The organism is Pseudomonas poae RE*1-1-14 (assembly GCF_000336465.1).
Taxonomy (GTDB): domain Bacteria; phylum Pseudomonadota; class Gammaproteobacteria; order Pseudomonadales; family Pseudomonadaceae; genus Aquipseudomonas; species Aquipseudomonas poae.
In genome coordinates this window covers 309,727-325,685 of sequence record NC_020209.1, presented here as the reverse complement: position 1 = coordinate 325,685, position 15,959 = coordinate 309,727, and the positions used below count along the sequence as shown (strand labels likewise).

Below are 15,959 nucleotides of genomic sequence, written 5' to 3'. Positions count from 1 at the left end.
TCATCAGCGGCTTTTTTTTGCCATCCATAAAGGAGCCACCGGTGCAGACCTCGCTCACCCCGTTATTCCTCGCCATTGCAGCAACGATCAGCCCCCTCGCCCACGCAGCCGACACCCCTCCCACCGACGGTTTCGTCGAAGGCTCCAGCCTCAAGCTCAATGCACGCAACTACTACATGAACCGCGACCGTCGCGACATTCACACCGATGACAGCAAGGAGTGGGGCCAGGGCTTTCTCGGCACGTTCGAATCGGGCTACACCCAGGGCCCCGTGGGTTTTGGCCTGGACGCCCACGCCATGCTCGGCCTCAAGCTCGACGGCGGTGGCGGCACTGACGGCTCCAGCATCCTTCCCTACGGCGGCGGCAACGGCAAGGCGCCCGGTGCGTTCTCGACCGCTGGCGGCACCCTGAAGATGCGCGCGTTCGACACCGAGCTTAAAGCCGGCGACCTGTTCCTCAACAACCCGGTGATCGCCGGCGGCATGACCCGCATGCTGCCCCAGACTTTCCGTGGCATCAGCCTGACCAACCACAGCATCGACGGCTGGCTGTTCGAAGGCGGCCAGGCCAGTTTCACCAAGCTCTACAACCAGAGTGGTCACCGGCGCATCGGCACCAGTTACGGCGCACTCCCACTCAATACCGACAGCCAGCACCTGAACTGGGCCGGTGTCTCGTTCAGCGCCATTCCCAGCGTGACCAGCAACCTCTACGCCTCCGAACTCAAGGACGTGTGGCAGCAGTACTACTACGACCTGGACTACACCTATGTGGTGAACGAGATGATCAGTCTCAATCCCGGCCTGCACTACTACCACACCCAGGACACAGGGCAGTCGCTGCTGGGGGCTATCGACAACAACACCTACAGCCTGCACTTCACCGTGGCGGCCGGCCATCACAGCGTCACTGCCGCGTACCAGCGGGTCAACGGCAACACCCCGTTTGACTACATTGCCCAGGGCGACAGCGTCTTCCTCGACAATTCCCAGCAATACTCGGACTTCAACGGGCCCAACGAACGCTCATGGAAACTCAAGTACGCCTATAACTTCGGCGGCCTGGGCCTGCCCGGCCTGACCTCGGCCGTGTCCTACATCAGCGGCCAGACTGACCTGACCAAAGTCGACCCGCAGAGCCGTGGCTACAGCGCGTGGTACAGCGCCGACGGCAAGGACGCCAGGCACTGGGAACGCGATATCGACTTGAAGTATGTGGTGCAGAGCGGCAAGGCCAAGGACCTCGCCGTGCGTCTGCAATGGGCGACCCACCGAGGCAGCAACGGCTACTCGGCGGTGGATCGGGACGTGGACGAGTACCGCATGATCCTCGACTATCCATTCGAAGTGTTCTGACGCGCCAAATCTTTCTTTTTAGCAGGGCATTCACTTTTCATCGGGTAGAACTAAACTGCCAGCATCTGCGCTGCTGAAGTCTGCCCGATGAATAAACGCTCTGGTCGCACCCCGCCTGCCCACCCGGAACTGTTGCTGATGCTGGGCAGCGGTCTCACCGTCGCACTGATTTTGATCATCGTCACGGCGCTGTTGATCCGTGAGCACGCCAGCACGCTGCTGGCAGCCACGCGCTCGACCACCAACATTGCCCAGTTGATCAATGCCGATGTGTTGCGCAACGTCGAGCTGTACGACCTGGCACTCACCGAGCTGATCGAGACCGGGCAACGTGAAAACTTGTCCGGGGTGGCTGCGGATATTCGCCATCGGCTGCAGTTTGATCTGTCCACCGCCGCGCCCTACAAGGGCGAAGTCCTGCTGCTGGACGCCAAGGGCGACGTGATTGCGGACTCTTCGGCCCTCAAACCCACGCCGCGTAATTTCGCCAACCGTGATTATTTCCAGGTGCACGCCAATAACGCACAGGCCGGGCTGTTCATCAGCCGGCCCTTCAGGATTCACTGCAACTGCGAGCAGGTCTGGCGCATGGCATTCAGCCGGCGTGTGTCGGGGCCCAACGGTGAGTTCGCCGGCGTCGCGGTAGCGACCATGCGCCTGGCGTACTTCGACCAGCTATTCAGCAGCCTGACCATCGGCAACGGCAGCAGCATCAACCTGTTGAGCAGCAAAGGCATCCTTTTGGCCCAGCAGCCGCTGCTGGAGCGCGAAATGATCGACAAGGACCTGAGCGACCGGCCCAACTTCAAGCGAATGCTGCGTGAGGGCATGGGCAGTTTTCAGGCGATTTCCGCCATCAGCGGCAAGGAGCGTCTGTATACCTTCACCAACGTCGGTGCACTGCCGCTGATTGTCGTGGTGGCGCTGTCCAGAGAGGATGTCTTCGCCCAATGGCACCGCGCCGCGCTGCTGACCGGCGGGGCCACCGGCATATTGTGCATTGGCGTGCTGTGGCTGAGCTGGATGCTGCGCCGCGAACTGCGCCGTCGTCATCGCGCCGAGCGCGTGCTGTCGGAACTGGCCGCCACCGATGCACTGACCGGCCTGCCCAACCGCCGCATCCTCGATGAGCGCCTGCGCCTGGAATGGGACCGCGCACAGCGCTCCACCGAGTCGCTCACGCTGCTGATGATTGATGTGGACCACTTCAAGGCCTTCAACGACCGGCATGGCCATAACGGCGGCGATGAGGCACTGCGCAACGTGGCTCAGGTGATCGGCAGCAACATACGCCGCCCCGCTGACCTGGCGGCGCGCTATGGCGGGGAAGAGTTTGCAGTGGTGCTGCCGCATACCGACGCCAACGGCGCCTGGGTGATTGCCGAGCACATCCGCAGTGGTGTGGAGCATTTGCCGAGGGTGGCCGAAGATGGTCGCCCCATCACCGTGAGCATCGGCTTGAGCACCTGGAACAAGCGCAGTCGAACCTCCCTGGAGGCGTTATTGCTCAGTGCGGACCAGGCGCTGTATGAAGCCAAGCACACGGGTCGCAACCGGATTGTGGATGCCGCAACCCTGGGTTGAGAAACGCCTGCCCATAAAGACAGGCGTGGTTTGGGCGTCAGCGTTCAAACCGTATAGCTAGCGTCCGCCGAGACCCTGACATAGGGCTGAGCCCCCACGGATGCGCTGAGACTGACAGGCCAGTCGCGAGGCAACAGCGACACGCCGATAGCGAAGGACCCGTCCAACCGAACGCCAGACGACACGGACACTTCGGTCTTGGGTGGCGTCTTGCTTGCGAGGTCAGTGCTCAATGTCACTTTGTACTTGACCGTGACACCCGGTAAGACACCGGCACCGGCACTGACAGTAAGCGGACCGGCCTGGGCATTCGCATTCACGGATGTGCGCGGCAGGAAGCTGTAACTGTTTGAGATGGACACCGTTTTATCGACGTTCTGCGTTATCGTCGGCTTTGAGCCAGGAATCATTTCGAACTTGACGCCGGGGCCGCCGAGTTTGAACTCTTGCTGCGTCTGATGCGTAAAAGCCTGATCCACCCCAGCACCGGCCCCCAATCCCGAAGATGAAACACGGCCCTGCAATCCACCATTCAAGCCAATACGCTGAGTGGTCGTCAGGGCAGGATTGAGATGGGCGCTTGCATTGAATGAAAGGTCCGGATTCAGATTGAAGCGGGCCTCTGGAGCATTGAACGTAAACCACTTGGACGCACTGCCACCGCCCCTGACACCAATGCCGGTCCCCAGGATATTGGGAATACCCGCCGTCAAATCGGCGTTCAGTTGGAGCTGCATCTTTGGCGTCACGCTGACATTGAGGCCGCCGGCGTCGTTAGGACGCAAGACGATATCGGGCAGGAACCGCGCGGTCGCGCTTGCACCCACACTCGGACCGCCAGGCAGCGGCGTGATTCTGGCCGCAATCGTGGCATGCGTAGCGGGCGTGAAGGTGACAGTGGGAATCGGTTGAAACTTGGCCTCACCGCCGAACACTTTGGCGGTATAGGGGGCAGTGAGGGCGCGCGGAGGCTGTCGTTTATTCACCTCATCGTTGTTTTGCGGTGGTGGGGTGGGCGAACGATACAGCGGATTTGCAGAAATCTGGCTCATAGCTAATACACTCGCTTTATAAGTTTCGTGCAGCGCTTCATGAATTGACGAATAAACCATTCGAACTTGGCTTCATCGATGCGAATATCGTCATTCAACGGCTTCACGCTGACTTTGTGGGACAGAGCGAAGTAACAGTTCCTACAAGTACGGCGTAGGTAGTTTCAACAAATGTCAGCGAAGGGAGGGTGTGCTCCCTTTCACTGACACGGCTGTTTCAACCATTAGAGGGTGTAGCGCCCACCACCGGACACGGACACGCCCGGATTGAAGCCGACCTCAGCCGATATATTCAAAGGTGATCCACTGGGAAGCAGGCTCACCCTGAAACCGAAAGAGCCATCGACACTTACGCCTGATCTGGCTGAAAACTCATGCCTTGGAGGCGCTTTCCTTGCAGGGTCGGTGTTGAAGATAACGTTGTGTTCTATGGTAAATGATGGCCCCGCTCCCAAACTCGCACGGGCATCTACCTGACCGGCACTGATTTGCCCATTCAAATTGGCCTTGGGCGAAAAGGTATAACTGTTCGAGATCGATACCGTTCTATCCCAGTTGGTGGATATCTTCGGCTGACCGGTGGAACTCAACTGAAACTGGACACCAGGCCCGCCCACTTTTATCTGCTGGCCAAGACTATGGGAAAAACTTTGATTCGCACCGACGCTGATGGCTCCCACACCAAATCCCGCGCCAATATTCGCGCTTACTGTTTGCTCACTGCCAAGCGTGGGATTTAAATCAGCATGGGCGTTGAATACGCCATTGGGTTCGAGATTGGCGCTGAATTGCGGCGCACCAAAGGTAAACTTCTGTGCACCACCCAGCCCCCCATTCACGCCCAGGCCAGTATTGAAGATATTCGTCAGGCCTGCGCGAACTGCGCCGCTTAATTCAACTTCCAGCCGTGGGGTGAAACCCACAGTGACGCCGCCAGTGTCCGTCGGGCTAACCCTGATCAACGGATCGAATCGTATAGTCTTGCTGGCGCCTGCGCTGACAAGACCAGGAATGAGATTGGCTGTCGCACTGAGCGTGAGATAAGTCTTCGGGCGAAACGCAAGCGTGGGGATTGGCTGAAATGAGGCCTGACCGCCCAACACATTGGCGGTATAGGCGGCAGTCAAAGCGCGCGGCCTTTGGACGCTATTGGGTTCTTGTTGCTGCTTTTCCATGCCACTCTGGCTTGGTGGCTGAATATCAACGGAACGATAAGTTTGAGCTGCAGATACGCCATTCATAGCAAAATCTCTTGAGAGTAATCAAATAGTTAGTTCTACATAAACCTTATCCAATATTCATACTCCGTTCGAACTTGCTCCCTACTCGCATATTGGAAACTCGACGAGCTTACCTCTAGCTTGTGGTGTACCTGGAAGCATCAGTTCCCACGACACAAACGTCGCCCGTTACAACACATGTCATTTGCGCCGAATTTTTGGCAAAAAAAAGGCTACCCGAAGGTAGCCTTTAAAAACTAAAGAAAGAGAGTTGTTACTTACACCGCCGCAACGGGACGCATGTAAGAGATCGGTGCGGTGCTGGCATCTTCGAAGGTCACGACTTCCCAAGCGTCTGTCTGCTCAATCAACTTGCGCAGCAGCTGGTTGTTAAGGGCATGGCCCGACTTGAAGCCTTTGAACTCGCCTATCAGGCTATTGCCCAGCAGGTAGAGGTCACCGATTGCATCGAGGATCTTGTGCTTCACGAATTCGTCTTCGTAGCGAAGGCCGTCTTCGTTCAGTACACCATCCGCGTCGACCACGATGGCGTTTTCAACGCTGCCGCCGAGTGCGAGGTTGTGCTTGCGCAGGTACTCGATGTCACTCATGAAACCAAAGGTACGGGCGCGGCTGACTTCTTTTACGAACGAAGTGCTGGAAAAATCCACGCTTGCACTTTGGGTGCGGTCACGGAATACCGGGTGATCGAAATCGATCTCAAAGCTCACTTTAAAGCCTTCGAACGGGACGAAGGTGGCGCGCTTGTCGCCGTCTTCTACTGTCACTTCCCGCAGAATGCGAATGAACTTCTTGGCTGCGTCCTGTTCTTCCAGGCCGGCAGATTGAATCAGGAATACGAAAGGTCCAGCGCTGCCATCCATGATCGGGACTTCGGACGCGGAGAGCTCGACGTAGGCGTTATCGATGCCCAGACCGGCCATGGCCGAGAGCAAGTGCTCCACCGTGTCCACCTTGACGTCACCGTTGACCAACGTGGTCGACATGGTTGTTTCGCCAACGTTTTCCGCGCGCGCAGGTATCTGCACGACAGGGTCCAGGTCGGCACGCACAAACACGATGCCGGTGTCGACAGGTGCAGGCTTGAGGGTCAGGTAGACCTTTTCCCCGGAGTGCAGACCTACACCTGTGGCACGAATAATATTCTTCAGAGTGCGTTGTTTAATCATGGCTTGGACCGCTTCAGCGCAAATTGCGAACTGGTATCAACAAAGGCTGGCGATAATAGCAGACCAGACCTTTGCTGAACACCAATCACCTTCATAGCCCTGATACATTCCATTAATCGGCCTGACGACGCAGGAATGCCGGGATGTCCAGGTAATCCAGGTCATCTTGCGGATTCGGGCTACGGGACGCAGCAGCACCGGCCTGAGCCTGGTTGCGCATCACGGTCGGACGATCCAGGTCACGGTAGTTCACCGACGGCAGTTCCTGGCGCGCAGGCGCTGGAGCGGCAGCCGACTGGCTCGCCTGGCTGTTGTGCAGGGTGTTGTCGATGACCTTCACAGGCTTCTCGATTTTGGCACCCAGGCCGGTAGCAACCACAGTCACGTGCAATTCGTCGCGCATGTCTGGATCGATAACGGTACCGACTTTGACCATCGCGTGCTCGGACGCGAAGGCTTCGATGATGCTACCCACGTCGGAGTACTCACCCAGGGACAGGTCAGGGCCGGCAGTGATGTTCACCAGAATGCCGCGTGCGCCTTGCAGGTTCACGTCTTCGAGCAACGGGTTGCGGATGGCCGCTTCGGTCGCTTCACGCGCACGGTTCGGACCGCTGGCGCAGCCAGTACCCATCATCGCCATGCCCATTTCGCTCATCACGGTACGCACGTCGGCAAAGTCGACGTTGATCATGCCTGGGCGCTTGATGATGTCGGAGATACCGCGCACGGCACCGGCCAGTACATCGTCAGCCTTGGCGAACGCGGACAGCAGGCTTGCGTCCTTGCCCAGGATGGTCAGCAGCTTCTCGTTGGGAATGGTGATCAACGAGTCGACGCTTTCAGACAGCAGACGGATACCTTCGTCGGCGATCTGCATACGCTTGCGGCCTTCGAACGGGAACGGACGCGTTACCACGGCAACGGTCAGAATCCCCATTTCCTTGGCCACTTCGGCAATGATCGGCGCTGCACCGGTACCGGTACCGCCGCCCATGCCGGTGGTGATGAACACCATGTTGGTGCCTTGCAGCACTTCAGCAATACGCTCGCGGTCTTCCAGCGCAGCTTGACGGCCGACTTCCGGGTTGGCGCCAGCGCCGAGGCCCTTGGTCACGGCTGTGCCCAATTGCAGGATGGTCCGCGCGCCGATGCTTTTCAGCGCCTGGGCATCCGTGTTGGCGCAGATGAATTCAACGCCTTCAATGTTGCTCTTGACCATATGGTTGACAGCGTTGCCGCCGCCACCGCCGACACCGATTACTTTGATAACCGGGCTAGCGGGGATGTTGTCTACGAGTTCGAACATGTTCCCTCTCCTTTCATTTTCTCTAGTTTTTTCGCCTACTGCTTGTTACGGGTGTTGCGGTGTCACGGTAAGTCTTTAGAAATTGCCTTTGACCCACGCCTGCAACCGCTCGAACAACGGCGCTTTCGCTTCGTCGTCGCTGCGGTAGCTGTCGCGAATACTCGGGCCCGACATGGAGATGCCGTCGGTCTGCTTTTGCAGCCCGTACAACAGCAAACCCACACCGGTGGAATAAATCGGGTTGCGCACGACATCGCCGAGGCCTTTGACGCCATGGGGCAAGCCCAAGCGCACTGGCATGTGGAAGATCTCCTCGGCCAGTTCGACCGCGCCTTCCATCTTCGAGGTGCCACCGGTCAGCACGATGCCGGCCGGGATCAGATCTTCGTAGCCGCTGCGACGCAGTTCAGCCTGGATCAGGGTGAACAGCTCGTCGTAGCGCGGCTCGACCACTTCGGCCAAGGCCTGGCGCGACAACTCGCGCGGTGGACGGTCGCCCACGCTCGGCACCTTGATGGTCTCGCCGGCACCGGCCAGCTTGGCCAGGGCACAGGCGTAGCGAATCTTGATTTCTTCGGCGTACTGGGTCGGTGTACGCAGCGCCATGGCGATGTCGTTGGTGACCTGATCGCCCGCAATCGGGATCACGGCGGTGTGACGAATCGCACCCTCGGTGAAGATCGCAATGTCTGTAGTGCCGCCGCCGATATCGACCAGGCACACGCCCAGTTCTTTCTCGTCGTCGGTGAGTACCGAATACGCCGACGCCAGTTGCTCCAGAATGATGTCGTCGATTTCCAGGCCGCAGCGGCGCACGCATTTTTCAATGTTCTGTGCAGCGTTGACGGCGCAGGTCACCACGTGAACCTTGGCTTCCAGACGCACGCCCGACATGCCCAGAGGCTCACGCACGCCTTCCTGGTTATCGATCACGTAGTCCTGCGGCAGGGTGTGCAGCACGCGCTGGTCCGCCGGAATTGCCACGGCCTGGGCGGCGTCGAGTACGCGCTCAAGGTCCGCCGAGCTGACTTCACGGTCGCGGATCGCCACGATGCCGTGGGAGTTCAGGCTGCGGATATGGTTGCCGGCCACGCCGACGAACGCCGAGTGAATTCGGCAACCGGCCATCAGCTGCGCTTCTTCGATGGCGCGCTGGATCGACTGCACAGTGGACTCGATGTTCACCACCACGCCCTTCTTCAGGCCCCGGGACGGATGCGTGCCAATACCGACGATCTCGATCACGCCGTCTTCCCCGACCTCGCCGACCAGCGCCACCACCTTGGAGGTGCCGATATCGAGACCGACGATCATTTTGCCGCTTTGCACGTTTGCCATGGGTCCTGCCTCTTCTTAATTCTTCGCGACAGCGGGTTTGTCTGTCGTCGGCGCAGCCGGTTCACGCCAGCCGACGGCCAGGCCGTTGGCGTAACGCAGGTCGACGCTCGCAATGTTCGTAATCTGTTCTTTCAAGGTCTTGTCGTAGATGGCAATGAAACGGCGCATCTTCTCCACCAAGCGGTCGCGTCCCAGCAACAACTCGATACCCGGGCCGGAACTGCCTGCCCCGGTCGTCAAAAACCAGCTGCCCCGCTCACGCAGTTCCAGGCGTGCAATGGAGAAGCCCAGCGGCCGCAGCATCTGGCTCAAGGCCTGGTACTGCTGCATCACTTGCTGCTGCGCCCGCTGCGGCCCGAACAGCTGCGGCAGGTGCTCATAGTTGGCCAGCTCACGCGGGGTGAACGCCTGGCCCTGGTTGTTCAACAGCGCCTCGTTACCCCAACGCGCTACCGGCAGTTGCTCTTCCAGGCGGATAGTCACCTGGTCCGGCCATACACGGCGCACCTCGGCGTGAGCGATCCACGGCATCTGTTCCAGCTCCGAGCGCATCCCGGCCAGGTCGATGGTGAAAAAGCTCGCCGCCAGGTAAGGGCCGATGCGCTGCTGTACCGCCTGCTGGCTGATGTAGCTCAAGTCACCCTGCACACTGATTTTGGTGATCGGCCGGTCGGCATACGGCAACAGCCGCTGCGCACCTTCATAAGTGCCAAAGCCCAACACCACCAGCAGCACCGGCCAGAACAGCGCCTTGAGGAAACCAAAATTGGCTTTCGGCAGGCGCGCCGACATCGGCTCTTTAGCCACCATGCGGCTGGCACCCCGTGGCACCGGCTTGCGGCTCGGTGCTTGGGAGGGCTGATGACGAAGCGATGCGCCTTTCATGTCTTAGCCTCTTGGCTCAATACTTTCGGCAAGAATCGCCAGCACCAACTGCTGAAAATCCAGACCGGCGGCACGGGCCGCCATGGGGACCAGGCTGTGGTCGGTCATGCCCGGCGCCGTGTTGACTTCCAGGAACCAGAAGTTGCCCTGGTCATCCTGCATCACGTCTGCCCGCGCCCAACCGGCGATACCCAGCGCCTCGCAGGCCTTGGCCGTGAGGTCCATCAATAGCTGTTCTTTGTCTGCGTCAAGGCCGCAAGGGATCCGGTACTGGGTATCGGAAGCCACGTACTTGGCGTCGTAGTCGTAAAAGGTGTGGGGCGTGCCCAATGCGATGGGCGGCAATACCTGGCCACGCAGGGTGGCGATGGTGTACTCGGGACCCTGGATCCACTGTTCAACCATCACTTGCGAATCGTAGGTACTGGCCGCTTTCCATGCGTCGATCAATTCGGCGGCCGAGTTCACTTTGGCCATGCCGATACTGGAGCCTTCATGGGCTGGTTTGACGATCAAAGGCAGGCCCAGTTCCTTGGCCGCCGAAATACAATCGTCTTCGCTGCGCAGCACACTGTGACGTGGCGTTGGAATGCCCAGGCTGTGCCACACCTGCTTGGTGCGCAGCTTGTCCATGGCCAGTGCGGACGCAAGGATCCCGCTGCCGGTGTAAGGAATGCCAGCGCATTCCAACAGGCCTTGCATGCTGCCGTCTTCACCGCCACGGCCGTGCAGGATGATGAAGGCACGGTCGATTTTTTCGGCCTGCAGACGCGCGAGAAAATCATCGCCGACGTCGATACCAAAAGCATTCACACCGGCGCTCTGCAGCGCTTGAAGCACCGCGTTGCCGGACTTGAGCGACACTTCGCGCTCGGCGCTCTTGCCGCCGAACAACACAGCCACACGGCCGAAGTCGGCAGGCGTGATGGTGGAGAACAGAGACGCGTAGTCGGTGATCATTTCGACACCCCCTTCTGCGCGGCAAACAGCGGACTGGCGAGCAACTTGGGTGCAAGGCCACCGATGTCACCGGCGCCCTGGCACAGCAGGATGTCGCCGGCACGCAGCAGCGGCTTGACGATCGGTGCCAGGTCCACGCCACGCTCGATGTAGATCGGGTCCAACTGCCCACGCTGGCGGATGCTGTTGCACAGCTTGCGGCTGTCGGCACCCGGAATCGGCTCTTCACCGGCTGGATAGACTTCCATCAACAACAGCACGTTGGCATCGGCCAAGACATTGACGAAATCGTCGTACAGATCGCGGGTGCGGCTGTAGCGATGCGGCTGGTAGACCATCACCAGGCGACGCTCCGGCCAACCACCGCGCACGGCCTTGATCACGGCGGCCACTTCGGTGGGGTGGTGACCGTAGTCGTCCACCAGCATCACGTCGCCGCCGTCCACCGGCAGTTGGCCGTAGACCTGGAAGCGACGCCCCACGCCGGCAAAGCGTGACAGGCCTTCGACGATGGCTTCATCGCTGACGCCTTCATCGGAGGCGATGCAGATGGTTGCCAGGGAATTGAGCACGTTGTGGTTGCCCGGCATGTTGACCGAGACATCCAGCGGCTCGCGGTCGGGACGCAGCACGGTGAAGTAGGTCTGCATGCCTTCCTGGCGCACGTTGATCGCCCGCACGTCGGCGTCTTCGCTGAAGCCGTAGGTCACGGTCGGGCGCTTGACCTGCGGCAGGATTTCACGAACCACCGGATCGTCCAGGCACAGCACCGCCAACCCGTAGAACGGCAGGTTGTGCAGGAACTCGACGAAGGTCTTCTTCAACTTGTTGAAGTCACCGTCGTAGGTGGCCATGTGGTCTTCGTCGATGTTGGTGACCACGGCGACCATCGGTTGCAGGTGCAGGAAGCTCGCATCGCTTTCATCGGCTTCGGCGATCAGGTAGCGACTGGTGCCGAGCTGGGCATTGGTGCCGGCTGCATTCAGGCGGCCACCGATGACGAAGGTCGGGTCCAGGCCACCGGCGGCGAACACCGAGGCGATCAGGCTGGTAGTGGTGGTTTTGCCATGGGTGCCGGCCACGGCGATGCCGTGACGGTAGCGCATCAGCTCGGCGAGCATTTCGGCGCGCGGCACCACCGGAATGCGACGCTCAAGGGCGGTGGCCACTTCCGGGTTGGAGGTGTTCACGGCGCTGGACACCACCAGCACGTCAGCCTCGGCGGCGTTCTCGGCACGGTGGCCGATAAAGATCTGTGCGCCGAAGGTCTTCAGGCGGTCGGTCACCGGCGACTCTTTCAAGTCCGAGCCGGACACCTGATAGCCCAGGTTCAGCAGCACTTCGGCAATACCGCACATGCCCACGCCGCCGATGCCGACGAAGTGGATGCGACGGATGCGGCGCATTTCGGGTTGTGGCATGGCTTTCTGATTCTCAACCATGGGCCACCTCCAGGCAGATATCGACCACGGTGCGAGTTGCGTCAGGTTTGGCCAGGCGGCTTGCGGTGCTCGCCATGCTGTTCAGTCGTTCCGGTTGCATCAAAACCTCGGTCAGGCGTGCGGCCAAATCGGCGGCGCCAGTCGTTCTTTGCGGCAGCAGGAAGGCAGCGCCCTCCCCGGCCAAATATTCGGCGTTGCGAGTCTGGTGATCGTCGATGGCATGGGGCAAAGGCACCAGCAAGGACGGCAGACCGGCGGCGGCCAGTTCACTGACAGTCAGCGCGCCAGCGCGGCAGACCACCAGGTCGGCCCAGCCATAGGCTTGGGCCATGTCTTTGATGAAGGGCTGCACATTGGCGTCCACACCGGCTTCGCGGTAACGCGTGGCGGTGACTTCATCGTGGTTCTTGCCGGCCTGGTGGAAGATCTCCGGGCGCAATTCCTCAGGGAGTTGCGCCACCGCTTCCGGCAGCAATTTGTTCAACGGCTCTGCGCCCAGGCTTCCGCCCAGGATCAGCAGGTGCGCCTTGCGCCCGGCCAGGGCCTGGCGCGCGATGTCCATAAACAGCTCGGTGCGCACCGGGTTGCCGGTGGTGCGGCGCTTGTCCGAGGCGGCAAACGTATTCGGGAAGGCTTCACACACCCGCGCGGCCAACGGCACCAGCAAGCGGTTGGCGGTGCCGGCGACGGCATTCTGTTCGTGCACGATCACCGGCACGCCGGCGAGTTTTGCCGCCACACCGCCAGGACCGGTCACATAGCCGCCAAAGCCGAGCACGCACACCGGCTGTAATTGACGGATAACCTTGCGCGCCTGCCACACTGCCTTGAGCAACACCAACGGTGCCTTGAGCAGGGACAATTTGCTCTTGCCGCGCAGGCCGGTGACGTTGATCAGATGCAGCGGCAAACCGGCGTTCGGCACCAGCTCGTTTTCGATGCCGCGCGGTGTACCCAGCCAGTGCACGCTGTAGCCACGGTTCTGGAATTCACGCGCACACGCCAGGGCCGGGAACACATGGCCCCCAGTGCCGCCCGCCATGATCAGCACATTAGCGCCCATGGGTCGGCTCCTCGGCGAAGTCGCTTTCGCTGAACTCCATCTCTTCGCTGCCCAGGTGGGTTCGACTTTCCCACTCGATGCGCAGCAACAAGCCCAGGCACGCACAGCAAATCACCAACGAACTGCCGCCGTAACTGAGGAACGGCAAGGTCAGGCCCTTGGTCGGCAGCAGGCCGACGTTCACGCCGATGTTGATCAGGAACTGGCCGATCCACAGGAACGACAGACCGTACGCCACATAAGCGGCGAAATATTGTTTGGCCTTCTCGGCCCACAAGCCGATGTACATGCCGCGCACACACACGAACACGAACAGCGCGACGGTGCACAACGAGCCGACCACGCCGAGTTCTTCGGCAAGCACCGAGAACACGAAGTCGGTGTGGGCTTCCGGCAGGTAGAACTGTTTCTGCACGCTGTTGCCCAGGCCCACGCCCAGCCACTCGCCGCGACCGAAGGCGATCAGCGCCTGGGTCAACTGGTAGCCGGAGCCGAATTGATCGGACCAGGGATCGGTAAAGGTAATCAGACGCGCCATCCGGTAGGGTTGCGCCTGCACCAGCACGGTGACCGCGGCCACCGCCAGCACCACCATCAAGGTAAAGCGAAACAGACCGACGCCGCCGAGAAACAGCATCGCCGCCGCCGCGCCCATCATCACCACGGTGGCGCCGAAGTCAGGCTCCATCAGCAACAGGCCGGCCATCGGCAGCAGCACGATGAACGGTTTGAAAAAGCCCATCCAGCTCTCGCGCACTTCTTTCTGACGACGCACCAGATAACCGGCGAGGTAGATGACCACGAACACCTTGGCGATTTCCGACGGCTGCACGTTGAACGCGCCGAAGCCGATCCAGCGCATCGAGCCGTTCACCTCGCGGCCGATGCCGGGCAGGATCACCATGATCAGCAGGCCAAATGCACCGATCAGCATCAGCCAGCCCAGGCGTTGCCAGGTGGCGATGGGAATCATCATGGTGACGATGCACGCGCCGAGGCCGATCACCAGGTACACCAGGTGACGGATCATCATGTAGAGGGTGTTGCCCGACTGCACGGCGGCCACTTCGGACGATGCCGAGGTGATCATCACCAGGCCCAGGCCCAGCAGCGCGAGGCAGCCGGCGAGCATCGGGAAATCAAGGTCAATGCCGCGCCCGGTGATGATCGGCGACGGATACGGCTTGATGATGTTTCTCAGATTGAGGCTCATGCCAAAGCCTCCACGGCGCGAGCGAACAACTGGCCGCGCTCTTCATAGTTCTTGAACATGTCGAAACTGGCGCACGCTGGCGACAGCAGCACCGCATCGCCCGGTTGGGCCAAGGCCTTGCACTGGGCAATCGCGTCGTCGAGGGAGGCGGCACGTACTTGCACCACGTCGTTACCGAGGGCAGCGGCGATCAGGTCCGAGTCACGGCCCATCAACACCACGGCGCGGCAATGGGCGGCGACTGGCGCCTTGAGGTCCTTGAAGTCGGCACCCTTGCCGTCGCCACCGGCGATCAGCACCAGCTTGCCGTCAATATCGGCGCCCAGGCCTTCGATGGCTGCCAATGCAGCGCCGACGTTGGTGGCCTTGGAATCGTTGTAATAGCTCACGCCGTCAAGGTCGCGAACCCATTGGCAGCGATGCTCGAGACCGCCGAAGGTGCGCAGGCTCGCCAGCATGGCGTCGAACGGCAGGCCCACGGCATGCCCCAGCGCCAGGGCCGCGAGGGCATTGGACTGGTTATGGGCGCCACGGATTTTCAGCTCGCGCACCGGCATCAGGTGTTCGAATTCGAAGGCCAGGTATTTCTCGCCGTTCTCTTCACGAATGCCGAAGCCCTTGAAGTCGGGTTTGCCCAGGCCGAAGGTCCAGCACGGCAGGCCTTCGCCCATCAACGGACGGCTCAGGGCATCCTGGCGGTTGACCACCACCTGCCGCGCACCGCGAAAGATCCGGTGCTTGGCCAGGTGATAAGCCGGCAGGCCGCTGTAGCGATCCATGTGGTCTTCACTCACGTTCAATACGGTGGCGACTTCGGCGCCGAGGTCGTGGGTGGTTTCCAGCTGGAAGCTCGACAACTCCATCACGTACAGCTCGACGTCGTCGCTGAGCAGGTCCAGCGCCGGTACGCCAAGGTTGCCGCCGACCGCCACGCGCTTGCCGGCCGCAGCCGCCATTTCGCCCACCAGGGTAGTCACGGTGCTTTTGGCGTTGGAACCGCTGATGGCCACGATGGGTGCCTTGGCATTGCGCGCAAACAAGTCGATATCGCCGGACAGCTTCACACCACGTGCCGCCGCTGCTTGCAGGGCGGGAGTCGCCAGGGCCAGGCCGGGGCTCACGTAGAGCTCATCGGCGCGGCACAGGAACTCGACGTCCAGCTCGCCACAACGCACTTCCACCTGCGGGTAGTCACGGCGCAGCGTGACCAGCTCCGGTGGATTTTCCCGCGTGTCGGCCACGGCAAACGACGTGCCCCGGTTCGCCAGGAAGCGAACCAGGGACATGCCGCTCTTGCCGAGGCCGACAACGATGCGGAAGTGGTCTGAAGCGATCAGGGACACTC

At 60.7% G+C, this 15,959-nt stretch carries 13 protein-coding genes; 2 read left to right on the top strand and 11 right to left on the bottom strand.

Features of this window, described 5'->3' with window-relative positions; genetic code table 11:
• The first annotated feature begins 41 nt into the window (after positions 1-41).
• Complete coding sequence (locus H045_RS01520; protein ID WP_015371203.1) at positions 42-1,358, top strand: OprD family porin; 1,317 nt, start codon at positions 42-44, stop codon at positions 1,356-1,358.
• An 87-nt stretch (positions 1,359-1,445) separates the two neighbouring features.
• A complete protein-coding gene (locus H045_RS01515; RefSeq protein WP_015371202.1) occupies positions 1,446-2,942 on the top strand; it encodes a sensor domain-containing diguanylate cyclase in 1,497 nt (498 codons plus the stop codon).
• A gap of 44 nt (positions 2,943-2,986) precedes the next feature.
• Here the strand turns inward: H045_RS01515 and H045_RS01510 are convergent, their stop codons facing one another.
• The 11 genes from H045_RS01510 to murD form a co-directional block, all read right to left on the bottom strand.
• Complete coding sequence (locus H045_RS01510) at positions 2,987-3,994, bottom strand: hypothetical protein (RefSeq protein ID WP_015371201.1); 1,008 nt, start codon at positions 3,992-3,994, stop codon at positions 2,987-2,989.
• 224 nt (positions 3,995-4,218) lie between these two features.
• Entirely contained in the window at positions 4,219-5,235 is a 1,017-nt protein-coding gene (locus H045_RS01505; protein ID WP_015371200.1) for a hypothetical protein, read from the bottom strand.
• A gap of 257 nt (positions 5,236-5,492) precedes the next feature.
• On the bottom strand, positions 5,493-6,404 hold the full coding sequence (gene lpxC, locus H045_RS01500; protein WP_003171886.1) for a UDP-3-O-acyl-N-acetylglucosamine deacetylase: 912 nt from the start codon (positions 6,402-6,404) through the stop codon (positions 5,493-5,495).
• A gap of 112 nt (positions 6,405-6,516) precedes the next feature.
• Positions 6,517-7,713 carry a cell division protein FtsZ gene (gene ftsZ / locus H045_RS01495; protein WP_004371979.1) on the bottom strand — a complete coding sequence of 399 codons (1,197 nt, stop codon included), beginning with the start codon at positions 7,711-7,713 and terminating at the stop codon, positions 6,517-6,519.
• 75 nt (positions 7,714-7,788) lie between these two features.
• Positions 7,789-9,051: a cell division protein FtsA gene (ftsA, locus tag H045_RS01490; protein WP_004371980.1), complete on the bottom strand. Its 1,263-nt coding sequence runs from the start codon at positions 9,049-9,051 to the stop codon at positions 7,789-7,791.
• A gap of 15 nt (positions 9,052-9,066) precedes the next feature.
• Positions 9,067-9,936 (bottom strand): cell division protein FtsQ/DivIB, encoded by an 870-nt coding sequence (locus H045_RS01485; protein WP_004371981.1) that lies wholly within the window; start codon positions 9,934-9,936, stop codon positions 9,067-9,069.
• A gap of 3 nt (positions 9,937-9,939) precedes the next feature.
• Positions 9,940-10,896, bottom strand: a complete 957-nt coding sequence (locus tag H045_RS01480; protein WP_004371982.1) for a D-alanine--D-alanine ligase — start codon at positions 10,894-10,896, stop codon at positions 9,940-9,942.
• The gene (gene murC, locus H045_RS01475; RefSeq protein WP_004371983.1) at positions 10,893-12,338 is read right to left on the bottom strand and encodes a UDP-N-acetylmuramate--L-alanine ligase; all 1,446 of its coding nucleotides are present in this window, start codon (positions 12,336-12,338) and stop codon (positions 10,893-10,895) included. Before murC ends, H045_RS01480 begins: the two co-directional genes overlap by 4 nt.
• Positions 12,331-13,401: an undecaprenyldiphospho-muramoylpentapeptide beta-N-acetylglucosaminyltransferase gene (gene murG, locus H045_RS01470; RefSeq protein WP_015371199.1), complete on the bottom strand. Its 1,071-nt coding sequence runs from the start codon at positions 13,399-13,401 to the stop codon at positions 12,331-12,333. Before murG ends, murC begins: the two co-directional genes overlap by 8 nt.
• The gene (ftsW, locus tag H045_RS01465) at positions 13,391-14,614 is read right to left on the bottom strand and encodes a putative lipid II flippase FtsW (protein WP_004371985.1); all 1,224 of its coding nucleotides are present in this window, start codon (positions 14,612-14,614) and stop codon (positions 13,391-13,393) included. Before ftsW ends, murG begins: the two co-directional genes overlap by 11 nt.
• A complete protein-coding gene (murD, locus tag H045_RS01460) occupies positions 14,611-15,957 on the bottom strand; it encodes a UDP-N-acetylmuramoyl-L-alanine--D-glutamate ligase (protein WP_004371986.1) in 1,347 nt (448 codons plus the stop codon). The genes ftsW and murD overlap by 4 nt, the downstream gene beginning before the upstream one ends.
• Between the last annotated feature and the right edge of the window lie 2 nt (positions 15,958-15,959).

Coding starts and splice junctions, on each gene's coding strand:
- ftsA (WP_004371980.1), bottom strand. CDS start 9,051: ATGGCAAACGTGCAAAGCGGCAAAATGATCGTCGGTCTCGATATCGGC.
- H045_RS01480 (WP_004371982.1), bottom strand. CDS start 10,896: ATGATCACCGACTACGCGTCTCTGTTCTCCACCATCACGCCTGCCGAC.
- murC (WP_004371983.1), bottom strand. CDS start 12,338: ATGGTTGAGAATCAGAAAGCCATGCCACAACCCGAAATGCGCCGCATC.
- ftsZ (WP_004371979.1), bottom strand. CDS start 7,713: ATGTTCGAACTCGTAGACAACATCCCCGCTAGCCCGGTTATCAAAGTA.
- murG (WP_015371199.1), bottom strand. CDS start 13,401: ATGGGCGCTAATGTGCTGATCATGGCGGGCGGCACTGGGGGCCATGTG.
- H045_RS01510 (WP_015371201.1), bottom strand. CDS start 3,994: ATGAGCCAGATTTCTGCAAATCCGCTGTATCGTTCGCCCACCCCACCA.
- ftsW (WP_004371985.1), bottom strand. CDS start 14,614: ATGAGCCTCAATCTGAGAAACATCATCAAGCCGTATCCGTCGCCGATC.
- lpxC (WP_003171886.1), bottom strand. CDS start 6,404: ATGATTAAACAACGCACTCTGAAGAATATTATTCGTGCCACAGGTGTA.
- H045_RS01485 (WP_004371981.1), bottom strand. CDS start 9,936: ATGAAAGGCGCATCGCTTCGTCATCAGCCCTCCCAAGCACCGAGCCGC.
- H045_RS01505 (WP_015371200.1), bottom strand. CDS start 5,235: ATGAATGGCGTATCTGCAGCTCAAACTTATCGTTCCGTTGATATTCAG.
- H045_RS01515 (WP_015371202.1), top strand. CDS start 1,446: ATGAATAAACGCTCTGGTCGCACCCCGCCTGCCCACCCGGAACTGTTG.